Below are 14,541 nucleotides of genomic sequence, written 5' to 3'. Positions count from 1 at the left end.
GGTGATGCCATCGCAATGCGCTTGAAATTAGCTGATCAATTGGCTTCACACGAGATATCACAAGTAAGCCAGGAGCTGGACGAACAGTTCCCATTGAAAACCACTTAGCGATAGAAGGCTCCAACCATGGCCGGTTCTTTCACCATTGAGGCATTGCTCCGTCCTGCCGTCGAGCTTTACACGGTCTGTGTCTGCGCCGCTGCAGCACTGCTCTGTATTTTCGCGCCCTGGGCCTTTGCACTGACTCCCTTATTTGGAGCGGTTTCCGCCTTTGGCTTTTTGACTCTTGGATATGTGCGCCTGAGACAGGCGTTGGTTGTATTGCGGTATCGACGCAATATTCGGCGTCTCCCCCACTACACCATGACCAGTAAAGACATTCCTGTTAGCAATGAGCGGCTGTTCATTGGTAAAGGCTTTCGCTGGACTCAGAAACACACCCAACGGTTGATGGATACCTATCTGCCCAAATACGCCGAGTATGTTGAGCCAACCTCGATCTATTCCCTGGCACGGCGCATCGAGGAGCGGCTGGAGTTCGCTCCCTTCCCGCTCAAATTAATTGCCAAAGCCACATCTTGGGATGTTGCGATCAACCCAGCACGTCCACTTCCACCTGTTGGAGGTTTACCGCGCTTGCACGGTATTGAACCGAACGAAGGTGACGCCAGCTTGCCGTTGGGGGAGCGCGTAGGACACTCCTTGGTGATGGGCACTACGCGGGTGGGTAAAACCCGCCTGGCGGAACTGTTTATCACCCAAGACATCAGACGAACCCGTAGACGGTCTCGACGCCGTGTTCAGATGGGTCGACGCGTCCAGCCTGTACATCGAAGCCAGCGCAGCATGGCACACCATGAAGAGATGAACCTTGATCGCGAGGTGGTGATTGTCTTCGATCCCAAAGGCGATGCCGACCTTCTCAAACGCATGTACATCGAATGCAAGCGAGCCGGCCGACTGGACGAATTCTATGTGTTCCACCTGGGTTGGCCTGACTACTCCGCACGTTACAACGCCGTAGGCCGCTTTGGCCGTATTTCAGAGGTGGCTACCCGAATTGCTGGCCAGCTATCTGGAGAGGGCAACTCAGCAGCGTTCCGTGAGTTCGCCTGGCGGTTCGTCAACATCATCGCACGTGCCTTAGTGGCCCTCGGCCGTCGGCCAGACTACGAGCAGATCCTCAAGCACGTGACCAACATCGATGCGCTTTTCATCGAGTATGCACAGAAACACTTTGCCGAACATGACCCTAAAGCCTGGCAGACCATCGTCGAAATTGAGGGCAAGATCGATCGCAAGAATCTCAGTTTCGCCATGAAGGACCGTCCACTGCGTGTGGTGGCTTTGGACCAGTACCTTACTCATAAGCGTATCTCCGACCCTGTGATGGAGGGGCTGCGATCAGCAGTGCGCTATGACAAAACCTACTTCGACAAGATCGTTGCCAGCCTGCTGCCGCTGCTGGAGAAGCTGACCACAGGACGCATTGCTGAGCTGCTATCGCCTGACTACACGGACCTTGAGGATCCGCGGCCCATCTTCGACTGGATGCAGGTCATCCGAAAACGAGCGGTGGTCTACGTGGGACTGGATGCATTGTCGGATACCGAAGTGGCTGCGGCCGTTGGGAACTCCATGTTCAGCGACCTGGTGTCAGTCGCAGGTCACATCTACAAGTTCGGTATCGACGACGGCTTGCCCGGTGCCTCCGGCGCCAAGGTAGCGATTAACGTGCATGCTGATGAGTTTAACGAACTGATGGGTGAAGAATTTATACCAATGATCAACAAAGGCGGTGGCGCCGGCATGCAAGTCACCGCCTATACCCAGACCATGAGCGACATTGAAGCGAAGATCGGTAACCGGGCAAAAGCTGGCCAGGTCATCGGTAACTTCAACAACCTGTTTATGCTGCGTGTGCGCGAGACCGCCACTGCCGAGCTGCTGACCAATCAATTACCTAAGGTTCAAGTGTTTACCAGCACACCGGCCAGCAGCGCCAATGACGCAATCAACGGTAAGACGGCCTTCACCTCCAACACCCACGACCAGATCCAAAGCGTCAGCGTGCCAATGATCGAGCCGGCGCATGTTGTTGCTCTGCCCAAGGGGCAATGCTTTGCCCTGATCGAAGGCGGCAACCTGTGGAAAATCCGTATGCCGCTGCCGGCAAGTGATCCCGACGAGGTGATGCCCAAGGATCTGCAGGCCCTGGTTGAAGGGATGCGTAAAGGATCAGGAACGAACAGCGAATGGTGGCAAGCGCCGGGGTATCAGTCACTAAGCGAATCGCTACCCGAAGACCTGGTCGACGATTTCCGCCTGATGGCCAACGACGACAAAGTCGCTTAGCGTAAAGGAGCAAAGCGATGGCCGATATCGCGGAAAAAGCCCAGCAACAGCAGGAAGGGCAAAAATCCTTTCTGGGCATGGTGATCTCAGCTCCTTTCCATTTTCTGGGGGTGATGTTCGGCTCACTGCTGGGCGCCATTCTCGTCGAGTGGCTGTGCATGTACGTGTTCTGGCCGGATGCTGGATGGAGGCACGCCCAGCAGATGTTTGAGCATGAGTTGGGCTGGCTGTCCCAAGATTTGTTACACAGCATTGTCATCAAAGAGCCCGGGCGCACCGCGACCTGGCTGGTCAAAACAACCTATGAATGGCTGATGGTAAAAAGCGGCCTGCAGGACAGCGTTCACACATTGACCCAATACGCTCGCTCCTCGTCGCCGCAGCACGCCGGCATGTTCGACCTGCGCTACGAACTCGGTCGGGTCATGATCAAGTTCCAGGATTACGGCTTGGCCACGCTTTACACCGTGCTCACCTTTTGCGTACGAATGGTCATCCTGACACTGACAATCCCACTGTTTGCACTGGCGGCGTTTACGGGCCTGGTGGATGGCCTGGTGCGACGTGATCTGCGCAAGTTCGGATCTGGCCGGGAGTCGAGCTACCTGTATCACAAAGCACGCGGAACAATCATTCCGCTGGCCATCGTTCCCTGGACGATTTACCTGGCTATCCCAATCAGCGTCAGCCCCCTGCTTATTTTGCTGCCGTGCGCGTTGTTATTGGGCGTATCGGTTTACATCACTGTCTCCAGTTTCAAAAAATACCTTTAGGAGCTGCCCATGCAGTGGACACAAGAACAGCAGCCCATCGTCCATTCAACGGCAGAGAAGCTATTGGTCCAAGCCTTCGCCGGCACAGGCAAAACCACCACACTGGTTGGTTATGCCACCCACCACGCCTCGGTAAAAATGCTTTATCTCTGCTACAACAAACCCGTCGAACTCGCGGCCAAAGGGCGCTTTCCTCGCAATGTGGTCTGCAAGACGGCGCATGGCCTGGCCTATGCGGTCTATGGCAGCCAGTACGCCGCCAAACAGACCAATAACTTACGCCTTACCGATATCGCCAGGGCCATCAATACCCAGGACTGGGAGCTGGTACGAGATGTGCTGAGCACGCTGAACAACTTCATGGCCAGCGCCGATAACGAGCTCGGCCGTGGACACTTTCCAAGGTTTCAGGGACAACGAATGCTCACCAGCGCGCAGGAACGATTTCTGGACAATGCGCTGGCTGTTGCGAGAGCGATCTGGAACCGGATGATCGACCTCCAAGACACGGGAATGTCGATCACCCACGATGGATATTTAAAGCTGTATCAGTTGAGTAAACCTGACCTGAGCCAGCGATTTAAGGCGATTCTGCTCGATGAAGGTCAAGACGTGAACCCGGTAATTGCTGACTTGGTAAGGATACAGCGCATCTGCAAAGTAACAGTCGGCGACCCTCACCAGCAGATTTACCGTTTCCGTGGTGCCGAAGATGCTCTCAACAGCGATTGGATGGCCGATGCAGAGCGTCACTACCTGACCCAGAGCTTTCGCTTCGGTCCAGCGGTCGCGCACGTGGCCAACATCATCCTTTTTTACAAGGGTGAAACTCGAAAGCTGCAGGGGTTAGGCCCCAAAACCCAGGTTAAACGTGCGCTTCCTGAAGACCTACCACATCGCACGTACATCCATCGCACAGTTACCGGCGTCATAGAGAACGCACTTAGCTTGGTGGCGAGCCAGCCTAAGATCTATTGGGTAGGTGGCATCGACAGTTATTCATTGCGCGACCTGGAAGACTTGTATCTGTTCAGCCGCAACCAAAACCAATTCTTGCAAAACCGTAAGTTGCTGCGCGATTACCGGGACTTCTCGCAATACGTTGAAATTGCCGAGGTGAGCCAAGACTCGGAGATGCTGCGATCGATCAAGATCATCGCTGCCTATCCCGATCTGCCTCAGCGCATCCAGACACTACGCTCTCGCTCAGTAGACAACGAGTTGGATGCCACGATCACACTGACGACAGGACATAAAGCCAAGGGGTTAGAGTGGGACTTTGTCAGCCTGTATGACGACTTTAGCGCTGACCCTCTGTCCCCCGATATCGATCAGGGTCGTAAAGACGATGAACTGAATTTGCTGTATGTGGCCGTGACGCGGGCAATGAAGATACTGGCATTAAATTCGATGGTGTTATCCATCATGCAGCGTTACGTGGATGCTCGGACCTCTCCAGCACAACATCAGAAATCACAAGCCTAGTGGCAGACCATTTCCGGTTGATTGCACATCCTCAATACTGAAAACCTGGCAGCTCCACACATGAAGGATGTCGCCATGAATCGCCAGGCATTTGAATACCATACCGAATTCGCCCCGCTGCACTATCTCGTCCGAACCAAAAAGCTCTTGATGTTCAAGTCCGAAGAGCCATCTACCGATCCTGACATTCTAGGTTTCCTGCAGGATCCGGAACGTCAGCAGCGCCTTGCTCAGCTAGGCCAAGAGGGCTGGGAACTGATCAGCGTTCAACCCGTAGTCAGGGGCGAAGTCCAGATTGGCAATCAAAATGCCCAAGGCTGGGCCTACGGTATTGCTTTGCCAACCGGCTATCTTCTTTTCTTCAAACGCTCGATCCACAGAGACTGAGGGTGCAGTTACCGCACGAAGAAATCCTAACAGCGCGGGATATGGTTTTCTTGCGGCGACTCTAGATCGATCACGGCAAGCTGACGGCAACAGGAATGACTTGAGCCCAGCCGTGATCCAGACCCTGCGCCTCCCCGAACTTACTTGCCGACTTGTACTGACAGGACTGATCTCGCTTTTCGGGATCAGCCTGTCTACCTCCCAAGCGGTAGCGGCTTCTGCCTCCGAACAGGCCAACCTGGACGTCATGATCCGCCAGTTGAATGCCTTGGAAGACACCGCACGTCGTAGCGCTCAAGTAGCAGACGAGCCGGGCAAACGATACTTCTTCGATTACCAGCGCTTGGCGGGTGACATCGCCCGAATCCGCCATGGCTTGGAGGGCTACCTGACGCCAAGCCGAGCCCAACCTCGGGATCCAGCCGAGCTTTCGGGCCAATACACCACCGAAGGTCGCAAGCCATGAGCATGAACGGCGCTCAGGCGTCCGCCTTTCAAGCGGCGAGTGGTTTCCCGGCTTCGTCGAGCTACCTATTTTTCGTCGGCGTGGCCGTGGCTATCACGTTCGTGTGGGGGGCCTGGGCCGTCTGGAGCTGCTACCGAGGATGGGCCACCGGCAACCTTGACCGGACGATTGCTTCGACCTCTTTGGTTCGCATCCTGCTGCTTTGCATGATCCTCACCACCTTTGTACTCAGTTGATCGTATTGGAGACTCACCATGAATTTGCTTTCACAAACACGCTACATGCTGATCGGCATGCTTGCTCTTCCACAACTGTCCATGGCTGCCCTCCCCCAGTCACAGCCTCCGACTCGAGGTGAGGGGTCTAACCTGATGCAAACCATGCAGAACTACGCCTTTGACGGCATGTCGCTGATAGGTCTGATCGTCTGCGCCGTCATTTTCATCGGGGTAGCGTGGCACGCCTTCGGCGTTTACCACGAGATCCAACACGGCAAGAAGAAATGGGCTGATCTTGGAGCAACGGCCGCTGTCGGTGTGGCTATCTTGGGTGTCGCCATCTTTCTGATCACCAGGGCAACTACCATTCTTTAAAGAGCCTTGGCCATGACAGAACTCTCTGACGATGGGACGCTAATTTTCCTACCGGTGCGGCTGAACAATCAGCCGGTCATCATGGGCGGCCTCACTGCCGATGAAATGTGGGCAACCCTAGCGATCAGTGCCGGCTCAGGATTGGTAATTGGGATTCTGGCAGCAATTTTGACCCATATCTGGGCGCTGATTATCGCCACCGCCATGCTCTTCGCGATCCTTGGGCTGACTCTTGCGAGCCGCTTTTTAAGGCGTTGGAAACGCGGCCGACCGGACACCTGGCTCTACCGCCAGATGCAACTGAGCGTTGCTCGATATCTTCCTACCTGGAACAAGGCCCACCTGATCACACGCACAGGTGCGTGGACCTGCCGTAGAACGGGGGCTCAATGACTTATCGAAAAAAAGTGGACGCCCAACTGTCCCATATCAACAGCCTGCGCCTGGTCATTGGCCTGCTGATCGCCCTGGGGCTGTACATGGCCTATGGCTGGCAGAGCGCACCGCGTGATTTGACTATCCATGTACCGCCAGATCTGCGGTCGGGCAGCACACGTCAGTGGTGGGACGTCCCACCAGAGTCTGTGTATGCCTTTGGCCTCTATATTTTCCAGCAAATGAATCGTTGGCCCGTCGACGGGGAAACCGACTACGAAGACAACATCGCCCGTTTGGGTGGCTACCTGACGCCCAGTTGCAAAGCCTATCTGCAAAAAGACTTCGAACTGCGCCGCAACAGTGGGGAGTTGCGCAAACGCGAGCGCGGTGTATTCGAGATTCCAGGCCGAGGAATTGACGATAAATCAGAACAGCATATTGAGCAGCACAGCATCAACGACTGGACGGTCAACTTGGACATCACCGCTGACGAGCACTACGGCGGAGAACGCGTGAAACGCGCACTAGCGCGCTACCCGCTGCACATCATCCGATCAGACATTGATCCCGAGAAGAATCCTTTTGGACTCGCCTGGGACTGCTACAGCAGTAACCCTCAGCGCATCGAAGTCTCCGCAGAACCTGCCCGGTCGGGAGGCAAATGATGATGCGTCGGCTGCTGATTGTCGGATTGCTCATGCTCAATTTCTTCGGCATGGCCAACGCCGTAGAGATTTTACGCTGGGACCGAATTCCACTGGCACTGCCTATGATCGTCGGCCAGGAACGCATTGTTTTTGTCGACCAAAATGTTCGAGTGGGTCTGCCCCGGAATTTGGTTGATAAGCTGCGTGTACAGAGCACCGGTGGCGCTCTGTACCTCCTGGCCAAAGAACCCATACCTCCGACTCGCCTGCAGCTGCAAAATATGAGCAGTGGCGAAATCATGTTGGTGGACATCATCGCTACAGAAGGTAAACCAAATCAGGCCGCGCCCGAGCCTGCAAAAATTGTTGCCGGTGAAGGTCCCTCGCCTCGTTACGGGCAGGCCAGCTCAAAGCCGACTAGCAGCCGCGCTCCGGCCCCCACGTCGGAGCCCAACGTTCAAGACGAGGATCAGCCGTCACCTAGCCGTGAAACCCCAATGCCGGTGGTACTGACACGTTATGCCGCGCAGATGCTGTACGCCCCCTTACGCACCGTGGAGCCTGTGGACGGTATCGCCCAGGTCAATCTTAAGCGGGGTCTGAACCTCACCACGTTGCTGCCGACGTTGCCGGTCGACGCCTCTGCTTTAGGAGCATGGCGGTTAGACGACTACTGGGTGACGGCAGTGAAACTGCGCAACACCAGCACTCAGCACCTTGCACTGGATCCTCGGGATCTGATGGGAGACTTCATCACGGCAACCTTTCAGCACCCTTACCTCGGCACCAAGGGTGATGCAAGTGACACCACAACGGTCTATCTGGTGACACGCGGCCATGGCTTGTCCGAATCGTTACTGCCGGCGGCCGTCAGCCAGATTGATCCGAAAGGAGGTCGCCGTGAAGAGTAATCCCCTGGTCAAATTCCTGGTCATTCCTTTCGCGATCCTGGCGTTATTCATGGTGGTCAAACTGTTCAGTAAGGACAGTTCTGAGAAACAGGCTCAGGCTCCAGAAGCACTCGTGCTCAGTACAGGTGAAGCCAAAAAGCTTGGCGTTGACGGAGATCCCCCCGGCGACACGCTGCGCACCATCGTCGTGGAAAGCAGACAGCTCAAAGACCAGGTCTCCAATGCGTTGAAGAACAATGATGAGCTAAAGCAACAAAACCAGGAGTTGCAAAGACGCCTGCAGTCGATCAACGACAACGTTGACAGCAAGCTGCAAAACGCCCAGCAAACAATGAAACAGGAATCACAACAACAGAGCCAGACCATCCTGGATACGCTGCAGCAGCAATACAACACACTGAGCAGCAAAGCTGCGAACGCAGGCTCATCGAACGCTGATTTGCCGATCGGCTTTGGCATTCAGCCAGGGGACGGACAAGACTTCAAAGGCGCGCCTGGACCGGATGTCGTCTGGATCGAGCCGCAGGACGCAACCGCTATCGATATCAATGGAAAGCCCATCGCGGCCGGTTCCAATCAAACCGCCTCGGGATTCAACTTCCCCACCTCATTCGGCGAGTCAGTAGACCGTGGGCAAAATGCTCTTCGTACGGGCGCTCAAAACGTTGCGAGTGAGATCTCGCCACAGGAGGCCCGCAAACAGGTACGCAAGGTCTATACGCTGCCACAGAACTCCACATTGATGGGTTCGGTGGCCATGTCCGCGCTGATCGGCCGGGTACCCATCGACGGCACTGTCAACGACCCGTACCCCTTCAAAGTGCTGATAGGGCCGGACAATCTCACCGCCAACGGCATCGACTTGCCCGACGTTGCCGGCGCCGTGGCCAGCGGCACAGCATCCGGCGACTGGACTCTATCTTGCGTACGCGGGCAGATCAAAAGCCTGACCTTTGTCTTCAATGACGGCACGGTACGGACGCTGCCACAGCCACAAGAAGAAACGAATGGCAGTCAGAACAGCAATAACCAGAACAATGGCAACCAGAACACCATACAGGGAGGCCTGGGCTGGATCAGCGATGCCTACGGTATTCCGTGCATCAGTGGCGATCGTAAAAGCAACGCCTCGCAATACATCGGTTCCCAGGTACTGATTACTGCGGCCGGCGCCGGCGCCGCCTCCCTAATCAAATCGGATGGAAACAGCAGTTCATTTATAAATCCGCAGTCCGGGACCATCGGTTCAGTTGGCGGCTCAGGCAGTGACGCCATGGGCAAGATCATCGGCCAAGGCGTCAATGATGTGTCCAGTTGGGTGAACAAGCTCTACGGGCAAGCCTTCGCGGCAGTGTACGTGCAGCCCGGGGCGAAAGTTGCCGTTCACCTGGACCAGCAGCTGACCATCGATTACGAACTCCAAGGCCGCAAGGTCAACTATCGCTCAGGAGCCCGTCATGCTTCGACTGCGCTTGACTAATCATTCTTTAAAAATCGGAACCTACCTGGTGATCGCAATGCTCGGGACTGGCTGCTCCACCAGCAAGGACGAGCTGCTCCCCCATGGCGACAGCACGATGATGGACGTTTGGAATCAAGGTGCCAGTGGTTCAGGAAATAGCACGAGTAGCCGCCAGTTGCTCGATGCGCGCCAAAACCTCCGGCGACCTCTGGAGACGGTTGAAACAGACAACGCCAAATTCACCCGCACAGCCCAAAACGAGATCTACAGCCAGTTTAAGCGTCTACCCAATCCGGACCTTGTCATGTATGTCTTTCCCCATCTGGCGGGCTCTGATCCAGCCCCAATCCCGGGCTACACCACAGTGTTCCCGTTGTACCAGCGCGTGCAATACGCCATGCCTGGCGAACGCACGGAGGCCTATTAATGAGGTTTTTTGAGCGGTTTAGAACACGACGTGGCTCAGACCGAGTCGAGCCGGAGCTCGCAGTGAATGCTAGCGAGCATGTCGACGTGAAGGCATCAGCCACTGAATCTTTGGAGGCAGCGACCGAACGCTACTTCGCACGCCTGGCTGCCATGGGCATTCCCTCGCCGAGTGATTGGCGCAACCCAAAGAAAAAACCAGCGACTACCGCTGACGTAGACCGCATGTACGACGTGAACCCCTCTTTCGTGGATCTTCTGCCGTGGGTGGACTATCTGCCGGCGGAAAAAGCCATGCTGCTGGAAGACGGCGTGTCTCGTGCCGCGTTCTTCGAGCTGACACCGATCGGCACCGAAGGTCGAGATCCCGACTGGTTGCGCAAAGCTCGGGATGCCCTGGAAAACGCTCTGCAAGACTCTTTCGATGAGCTGGAAACCTCCCCATGGGTCGTGCAGTTGTACGCTCAGGACGAAACCAGTTGGGACAATTACCTGCAGCAATTGCACGACTACATTCAACCCCGGGCACAGGGCAGTGACTTCACCGAGCTTTACTTGAAGCTGATCAAGCAGCACCTGGAAGCCATTTCCAAGCCAGGTGGGCTGTTTGAAGACACCAAGGTCAGCCAACTGCCTTGGAGGGGCCAGCAACGCCGTGTCCGCATTGTCGTCTACCGACGTACTCAGGGGGCTCAAGCTGACGTGCGCGGCCAAGCACCTGCCCCGTACCTAAAAATCATCTGTGATCGCTTGGTAGGCGGGTTGGCGAACGCCGGTATTAAAACCCATCGCATGGATGGCCATGCTATCCGACACTGGCTGATTCACTGGTTCAATCCACGGCCTGACCATCTCGGCCCTGCTGACGCTGATATCCGCCGTTTCTATGAGGTGGTTTGCAAGCAGGTGCCGGCAACAGAGGAAGGCGAGTTGCCGCTGGCCAGCGGGACCGACTTTTCGCAAAACCTGTGTTACCGCGAACCGCTGTCGGACACTGAGAAAGGTTTGTGGTACTTCGACGGTCTGCCCCACCGCGTGGTGATGCTCGATCGTCTGCGGGAAGCGCCCAAGACGGGCCACCTGACCGGCGAAACACGCAAGGGGGGTGATGCGCTCAACGCGCTGTTCGACAAAATGCCGGAGGACACCATTCTCTGTATCACCCTCGTGATCACTCCGCAGGACATACTTGAAGGCCACCTGGAGCAGCTTTCACGCAAGGCGGTTGGTGACACCCAAGCGTCGATCCTGACCCGCGAAGACGTTGCTGTCGCCCGCCAGTTGCTTGGCCGCAAGCACAAGCTGTACCGGGGCAGCGTAGCGTTTTACCTACGCGGCAAAGACGACTTGGAGTTGCAGGAACGCAGTTTGCAACTGAGCAGTGCCTTGCTGGGAGCGGGTATGGAGCCCGTGGAGCCCCGCGATGAGGTCGCCCCCTTAAACTCATACCTCAGATGGTTGCCCGGCAACTTTGATCCCAATGAGCGCAAAGCACTGGAGTGGTACGCGCAACTCATGTTCGCTCAACACATTGCAAACCTGGCTCCCATCTGGGGACGGTCGACCGGAACCGGGCACCCAGGCATCACGCTGTTTAATCGTGGGGGAGCGCCGATCACCTTCGATCCGCTGAACAAGCTGGACCGCCAGATGAACGCGCACCTGTTCATCTTCGGTCCTACGGGTTCAGGAAAGTCGGCCAGCGCAACGAACATCCTTAGTCAGATCGTCGCCATCTATCGGCCGCGCCTTTTCATCGTTGAGGCCGGCAACAGTTTTGGACTGCTGGGAGACTTTGCCAAGAAGCTCGGATTGACGGTTAACCGGGTCCGGCTCGCACCTGGATCAGGGGTTAGCTTAGCCCCCTTCGCCGATGCTGAAAAATTGATTGAGCCGACCGCAAACGTCAAAACGCTCAAGGCTGATGACCTCGAGGCCTCGGACGAACACCTGGCAAGCCAAACCGAAGACGAACAACGCGACATTCTGGGTGAAATGGAAATTACAGCCAGGCTGATGATCACTGGCGGGGAGGACAAAGAAGATGCGCGTCTTACACGAGCAGATCGCAGCGCCATTCGCCAGTGCATTCTCAATGCGGCACAGAAATGTGTAGCGGAACAACGCATCGTTCTCCCTGAAGACATCCGTGAGGCACTGCGAGAGATGGGGCATGAACCGGGTATACCGGCTGCTCGAAGCTCACGCTTCCTGGAGATGGCGGAAGCATTGTCCATGTTCTGCATGGGCACTGAAGGCGACATGTTCAACCGCCCAGGTACGCCATGGCCCGAAGCGGACATCACCATTGTGGACCTGGCTACCTATGCCCGAGAAGGCTACAGCGCACAGATGGCCATCGCCTACATTTCGCTGCTCAACACGGTCAACAACATCGCAGAGCGGGATCAATTCAAAGGCCGCCCCCTGATCTTCTTCACTGACGAAGGCCACATCCAGTTGAAGGTTCCACTGCTGTCACCCTACTCCGTCAAGATCACCAAAATGTGGCGAAAGCTGGGAGCCTGGTTCTGGATGGCCACTCAAAACGTTGACGACGTGCCACCAGAGGCATCGGCCCTACTCAACATGATTGAGTGGTGGATCTGCTTGAATATGCCGCCTGATGAGGTGGAGAAGATTGCACGCTTTCGTGAACTGACCCCAGCTCAGAAGTCGATGATGCTGTCCGCACGCAAGGAAAGCGGGAAGTTTACCGAGGGCGTAGTGCTATCCAAAAGCATGGAAATGTTGTTCCGGGTGGTACCACCTAGTTTGTACCTGGCCCTGGCAATGACGGAACCGGAAGAGAAGAAACAACGCTACGACATCATGCAAGCCACAGGCTGCAACGAGCTCGACGCGGCCATTGAAGTTGCCGCAACGCTAGACCGCTATCGCGGTATCGAACCTCACATCATCACTTTTCCCGAGCAAGTCATGGCCTTGGAGCGCCACGTATGAGAACACTGAACTCTTTGACCCAGAACCTGATTGGGAGTCTGACCCAGTTGCTTGAAAAGCCCGGTGAGGATGCTTTGCAGACTTTGGAGGTTTGTGCCCCCGTCCTTATAGAGGAACTGCAACAGGTTTTGATACGTGCAGTAGACCGTCGTGACATCGAGTACCAGCTTCAAACGGTGTTGGCCAACTGGCTTCGCCAACATCCACAACCCGAGAGCGCTGAACACGCCCTTCTTGAAGCCCTGCGCAAACAAGCGCTTCTGTCATCGAAATCCGCGGCAGAGACTCAGACGTGAGGCGTGTTAGTAGGCGATGGGCAATTTCAGGCTTAATTGTGGCAAGCATATCGGTCGCAAGCCTGGCCTTCCTTAAAAGGGAGTCACAAATACCACAACGCACTGGCCCTTGGCTGTTCGGCCCGGCCAATGCTCGCTGGACGGTGACTGAATTTGCTGACCTGGAATGTCCGTACTGCAAGATCTATACACCGGCTCTGAAAGGCTGGGTACAGCAGCAGAAAAGCGTGAACCTGCAGTGGCATCACCTGCCACTGGACTTCCACGGTTCGACCGCCATTTACGAAGCCAGAATCATTGAATGCGCGGGAGAGTTGGGAGGCGCGCTGGCATTCTGGCAAGCCGTCGACCAGGTCTTTGAGCGAACCCATAGCAACGGCCTAGGCTTTATTGGTCAGTTGGACATCAACGACGTTAGTCACCAGGCACTCATGGCCTGTGCTGCAAATAACAAACAGATTTCTCTACGCATTAGCCGGCAGGCAGAAGAAGCCCTTAAGTCTGGGGTCACAGCGACACCCACCGTGCTGATTAGAGACAACAAAACAGGTATGTCTTTAAAACTTGAAGGTCCTGTCGATGGTGTGATGCTGACGTCGGCTATAGACTGGTTGATTGACAAAAATAACTAGCTCTGCACCATATTTGCACTATATGCACACGCGGCCGGCAACCGCCACTCATGTACGAAGAATGAAATGTTGATTGTGTCGAGCCAGTCGATTTAAACGCTGGCCCACGCCGGCGTATAGAGTAAAGCGAGCCAACCTGCAGCAGCCAGGTACGGACCAAAAGGAATGAGCGTTGTACGCTCTATTTTGCCCAACGCAAGGAGCGTGTTTCCTACCACAGCAAATGCCAGTGACGATAGCACCAACGTCACTGGCAAGATGTGCCAGTCACCCCAGGCGCCGAGCATGGCCAAAAGCTTCAGATCGCCCTGGTCGATAACGTAATCACCGGTGATCAACCTGGAAACAACATGAATGGCCCACAGCATCAGGTAACCACCCACAGCTCTCCAAAGGGCATGGGGAAGGGTTGTAAACAGCTCGAAGCTGTTGACGATCAAGCCCAGCCACAGCAGTGGCAATACCAGCACGTCGGGCAGCAGCTCATCGAGGTAAAACAAGCTCAGGGTGAGCAAGCCACCGGCCAACACAAGGGCTGCCAGGCCGCTTGGGCCAACCCCATAGTGCAGCCCTGCCCAGCTTGAAAGCAGCCCCATAACCAGCAGCGTCATATTGAATCGAACGGTTATTTGGTTAAACAGTAATGACAGGGACAAGCGCGGTTAGTGTTCAGTGGCCGATTCTTGCCCCAGCAGCTGGGCGGCGTCCAATCGCCATAGTTTTTCCAGGAAAGCGGGAATACCGACCATCAAAGCGCTGACGGGTA

The 14,541-nt window shown here is 55.7% G+C and carries 16 protein-coding genes; 15 read left to right on the top strand and 1 reads right to left on the bottom strand.

Annotation, left to right across the window (positions count from 1 at the left end; all coding sequences use genetic code 11):
* Positions 1 to 126: 126 nt before the first annotated feature.
* The 15 genes from traD (at position 127) to GH769_RS00390 (ending at position 13,775) form a co-directional block, all read left to right on the top strand.
* A complete protein-coding gene (gene traD / locus GH769_RS00460) occupies positions 127 to 2,355 on the top strand; it encodes a type IV conjugative transfer system coupling protein TraD (protein ID WP_153649418.1) in 2,229 nt (742 codons plus the stop codon).
* A 17-nt stretch (positions 2,356 to 2,372) separates the two neighbouring features.
* A complete protein-coding gene (locus GH769_RS00455; protein ID WP_153649417.1) occupies positions 2,373 to 3,128 on the top strand; it encodes a TIGR03747 family integrating conjugative element membrane protein in 756 nt (251 codons plus the stop codon).
* Positions 3,129 to 3,137: 9 nt separating this feature from the next.
* The gene (locus tag GH769_RS00450; RefSeq protein ID WP_153649416.1) at positions 3,138 to 4,613 is read left to right on the top strand and encodes a UvrD-helicase domain-containing protein; all 1,476 of its coding nucleotides are present in this window, start codon (positions 3,138 to 3,140) and stop codon (positions 4,611 to 4,613) included.
* Positions 4,614 to 4,688: 75 nt separating this feature from the next.
* Positions 4,689 to 5,000, top strand: a complete 312-nt coding sequence (locus tag GH769_RS00445; RefSeq protein WP_153649415.1) for a hypothetical protein — start codon at positions 4,689 to 4,691, stop codon at positions 4,998 to 5,000.
* Positions 5,001 to 5,157: 157 nt separating this feature from the next.
* A complete protein-coding gene (locus GH769_RS28930; RefSeq protein WP_256670332.1) occupies positions 5,158 to 5,466 on the top strand; it encodes an RAQPRD family integrative conjugative element protein in 309 nt (102 codons plus the stop codon).
* Entirely contained in the window at positions 5,463 to 5,702 is a 240-nt protein-coding gene (locus GH769_RS00435; protein WP_019819651.1) for a TIGR03758 family integrating conjugative element protein, read from the top strand. The genes GH769_RS28930 and GH769_RS00435 overlap by 4 nt, the downstream gene beginning before the upstream one ends.
* 18 nt (positions 5,703 to 5,720) lie before the next feature.
* The gene (locus GH769_RS00430) at positions 5,721 to 6,059 is read left to right on the top strand and encodes a TIGR03745 family integrating conjugative element membrane protein (protein ID WP_069552978.1); all 339 of its coding nucleotides are present in this window, start codon (positions 5,721 to 5,723) and stop codon (positions 6,057 to 6,059) included.
* Between the two features lie 12 nt (positions 6,060 to 6,071).
* A complete protein-coding gene (locus GH769_RS00425; protein ID WP_069552979.1) occupies positions 6,072 to 6,452 on the top strand; it encodes a TIGR03750 family conjugal transfer protein in 381 nt (126 codons plus the stop codon).
* On the top strand, positions 6,449 to 7,102 hold the full coding sequence (locus GH769_RS00420; protein WP_069552980.1) for a PFL_4703 family integrating conjugative element protein: 654 nt from the start codon (positions 6,449 to 6,451) through the stop codon (positions 7,100 to 7,102). Before GH769_RS00425 ends, GH769_RS00420 begins: the two co-directional genes overlap by 4 nt.
* The gene (locus GH769_RS00415; RefSeq protein ID WP_153649414.1) at positions 7,102 to 7,995 is read left to right on the top strand and encodes a TIGR03749 family integrating conjugative element protein; all 894 of its coding nucleotides are present in this window, start codon (positions 7,102 to 7,104) and stop codon (positions 7,993 to 7,995) included. The genes GH769_RS00420 and GH769_RS00415 overlap by 1 nt, the downstream gene beginning before the upstream one ends.
* The gene (locus GH769_RS00410) at positions 7,985 to 9,475 is read left to right on the top strand and encodes a TIGR03752 family integrating conjugative element protein (protein WP_153649413.1); all 1,491 of its coding nucleotides are present in this window, start codon (positions 7,985 to 7,987) and stop codon (positions 9,473 to 9,475) included. Before GH769_RS00415 ends, GH769_RS00410 begins: the two co-directional genes overlap by 11 nt.
* Positions 9,453 to 9,884 (top strand): TIGR03751 family conjugal transfer lipoprotein, encoded by a 432-nt coding sequence (locus GH769_RS00405; protein ID WP_153649412.1) that lies wholly within the window; start codon positions 9,453 to 9,455, stop codon positions 9,882 to 9,884. Before GH769_RS00410 ends, GH769_RS00405 begins: the two co-directional genes overlap by 23 nt.
* A complete protein-coding gene (locus tag GH769_RS00400; RefSeq protein WP_153649411.1) occupies positions 9,884 to 12,847 on the top strand; it encodes a conjugative transfer ATPase in 2,964 nt (987 codons plus the stop codon). The genes GH769_RS00405 and GH769_RS00400 overlap by 1 nt, the downstream gene beginning before the upstream one ends.
* Positions 12,844 to 13,143: a hypothetical protein gene (locus GH769_RS00395; RefSeq protein WP_153649410.1), complete on the top strand. Its 300-nt coding sequence runs from the start codon at positions 12,844 to 12,846 to the stop codon at positions 13,141 to 13,143. The genes GH769_RS00400 and GH769_RS00395 overlap by 4 nt, the downstream gene beginning before the upstream one ends.
* A gap of 38 nt (positions 13,144 to 13,181) precedes the next feature.
* Positions 13,182 to 13,775, top strand: coding sequence for a thioredoxin domain-containing protein (locus GH769_RS00390; RefSeq protein ID WP_256670278.1), 594 nt, complete (start codon positions 13,182 to 13,184; stop codon positions 13,773 to 13,775).
* Positions 13,776 to 13,867: 92 nt separating this feature from the next.
* Here the strand turns inward: GH769_RS00390 and GH769_RS00385 are convergent, their stop codons facing one another.
* Positions 13,868 to 14,386: an A24 family peptidase gene (locus GH769_RS00385; protein ID WP_153649408.1), complete on the bottom strand. Its 519-nt coding sequence runs from the start codon at positions 14,384 to 14,386 to the stop codon at positions 13,868 to 13,870.
* Positions 14,387 to 14,541 lie beyond the last annotated feature (155 nt).

The organism is Pseudomonas sp. CFSAN084952, from assembly GCF_009648855.1.
GTDB lineage: Bacteria > Pseudomonadota > Gammaproteobacteria > Pseudomonadales > Pseudomonadaceae > Aquipseudomonas > Aquipseudomonas paracarnis.
This window is presented reverse-complemented; position numbering and strand designations above follow the sequence as displayed.

Excerpts from the sequence above, each read along its gene's own strand:
- traD (WP_153649418.1), top strand. The coding sequence starts at position 127 with ATGGCCGGTTCTTTCACCATTGAGGCATTGCTCCGTCCTGCCGTCGAG.
- GH769_RS00455 (WP_153649417.1), top strand. The coding sequence starts at position 2,373 with ATGGCCGATATCGCGGAAAAAGCCCAGCAACAGCAGGAAGGGCAAAAA.
- GH769_RS00450 (WP_153649416.1), top strand. The coding sequence starts at position 3,138 with ATGCAGTGGACACAAGAACAGCAGCCCATCGTCCATTCAACGGCAGAG.
- GH769_RS00445 (WP_153649415.1), top strand. The coding sequence starts at position 4,689 with ATGAATCGCCAGGCATTTGAATACCATACCGAATTCGCCCCGCTGCAC.
- GH769_RS00435 (WP_019819651.1), top strand. The coding sequence starts at position 5,463 with ATGAGCATGAACGGCGCTCAGGCGTCCGCCTTTCAAGCGGCGAGTGGT.
- GH769_RS00430 (WP_069552978.1), top strand. The coding sequence starts at position 5,721 with ATGAATTTGCTTTCACAAACACGCTACATGCTGATCGGCATGCTTGCT.
- GH769_RS00425 (WP_069552979.1), top strand. The coding sequence starts at position 6,072 with ATGACAGAACTCTCTGACGATGGGACGCTAATTTTCCTACCGGTGCGG.
- GH769_RS00420 (WP_069552980.1), top strand. The coding sequence starts at position 6,449 with ATGACTTATCGAAAAAAAGTGGACGCCCAACTGTCCCATATCAACAGC.
- GH769_RS00415 (WP_153649414.1), top strand. The coding sequence starts at position 7,102 with ATGATGCGTCGGCTGCTGATTGTCGGATTGCTCATGCTCAATTTCTTC.
- GH769_RS00405 (WP_153649412.1), top strand. The coding sequence starts at position 9,453 with ATGCTTCGACTGCGCTTGACTAATCATTCTTTAAAAATCGGAACCTAC.
- GH769_RS00400 (WP_153649411.1), top strand. The coding sequence starts at position 9,884 with ATGAGGTTTTTTGAGCGGTTTAGAACACGACGTGGCTCAGACCGAGTC.
- GH769_RS00395 (WP_153649410.1), top strand. The coding sequence starts at position 12,844 with ATGAGAACACTGAACTCTTTGACCCAGAACCTGATTGGGAGTCTGACC.
- GH769_RS00385 (WP_153649408.1), bottom strand. The coding sequence starts at position 14,386 with ATGACGCTGCTGGTTATGGGGCTGCTTTCAAGCTGGGCAGGGCTGCAC.